General features: G+C 39.8%; 2 protein-coding genes. Both read right to left on the bottom strand.

Annotation, left to right across the window (positions count from 1 at the left end; all coding sequences use genetic code 11):
• Positions 1 to 554 precede the first annotated feature (554 nt).
• Positions 555 to 827, bottom strand: a complete 273-nt coding sequence (locus BTA31_RS22225) for a phosphocarrier protein HPr (RefSeq protein ID WP_076794296.1) — start codon at positions 825 to 827, stop codon at positions 555 to 557.
• 72 nt (positions 828 to 899) lie between these two features.
• Positions 900 to 1,654 (bottom strand): family 1 glycosylhydrolase (locus BTA31_RS22220; RefSeq protein WP_142243775.1); only part of this gene is annotated, 755 nt, incomplete at its 5' end.

The following is a 1,654-nucleotide window of genomic DNA, read 5'->3' as shown; positions in this document are numbered from 1 at the left end:
CCTTTAAAAGCACCCATAATACTAATGAAACAAAGCTTGTAATTAGAGTCCCAACAACTAAACGCGGATATACAACCTTAAGCTGGTTAATTAAAAAACACCGGTTTTCACCACGTTGAGGTGTAACCGGTGTTTATATTTATCATTGACGGTTCAATGGCAGTAATGATTTTAAAATGGTAATCCCTTTGAGATCAAAGCGACACTCACCTGTTAGGTAGACATTCTCCCGCCTTATCCTGTTCCATAATGTGATTTAGGATCCAAATCAGAAAAAGAAACACCTGCTTGGACCTGCTATCATCTGAGGAGAAAGTGCCTTTCCCCCCTTAAGACTAATGAATGACGATGAGGAAAGTTTATAAGAGTTGATTATGCACCTTCGGCATGAAATGTGTTAAGGGACCCTTAGTGCTGCATACCCCATTTTAGTGCCGGTCCCATTCCCATGCACTGCGGAGCATATTGCTTTTTTCTTCTCCTTTTGGTGTACAAGTTGGTGAGGGCAGAAACCCCTGGTCAGATGGCCTCAATCACCGATCTGACAACATTTTTTATTTTTGTTCAGCCAAACCTTCTTGTGTCATTACTTTTTCTAAAGTGGCGATTGCATCTTCTTCGTCAGCACCTTGAGCAATTATTTTAATAACAGCATCTTTTGGAATGCCCAGGGACATAACTCCCATTATCGATTTTAGATTCACGGTTTTTCCGTTGTATTCCAAATAAATATCAGCGCTAAATTTGCTTGCGGTCTGGACTAATGTTGTTGAGGGACGTGCATGAATGCCAACCTGATCAATGATTGTAAATGTTTTATTTATCATATCTTAACTCCTCTATTTTTAACTAACCTTTCATCAAGCAACGCTAGATCCAATCAGCAAAACTGTCATTCGTTATCCTAAATCCTCTCCATTTGTTGCAACGACCTTTTGATACCAATAGAAGCTGTCTTTTTTCTTTCGTTCGAGCGTTCCATTGCCGTAATCATCTTTATCAACGTAGATGAATCCGTAGCGCTTGGACATTTCGGATGATGAACAACTGACAATATCAATTGGCCCCCAAGGATAGTAGCCGATTACTTCCACACCATCCTTAATTGCTTCTTTTATTTGTTCAATGTGGCGTTTAAGGAAATCGATGCGGTACGGGTCATGAATTTCGCCGTTTTCATCAACGTTATCATAAGCACCGATGCCGTTTTCAGTAATCATGATCGGTTTTTGATAACGATCATAATACAGATTTAAAGCGGTTCTTAAACCGATTGGATCGATGGACCAGCCCCAATCGCTCGCTTCAAGCTCCGGATTTATTTTTGCAGAGTTAGCCTGCTTTACGCTTTCTGCATCAGAAATTCGAGTGTAGTAATAAGAGAAGCTAAAGAAATCTGCTGTATTTTTGAAATCTTCCTCATCATTTTCTCCGAATTGAATATGAAGATTATTTTCTTCAAAGAAGCGGAAAGCGTAATTTGGATACTTGCCACGCATGAGAATATCAGAGAAATAGTATTCCATTTGGTTGCGTTTTACCGTTGCCAGTACATCTTCCGGCTTACATGTTGCAGGATGAGAAATTGCATCGAAGAGCATCGTTCCGATTTGCATCTCTGGATTAATTTCTTTAGCTATCTTTGTTGCTCTCG

It is taken from the genome of Bacillus haynesii, assembly GCF_001969855.1.
Classification (GTDB): domain Bacteria; phylum Bacillota; class Bacilli; order Bacillales; family Bacillaceae; genus Bacillus; species Bacillus haynesii.
Note: the sequence above shows the minus strand (reverse complement) of the source record. Positions and strands in the feature narration are given on the sequence as shown.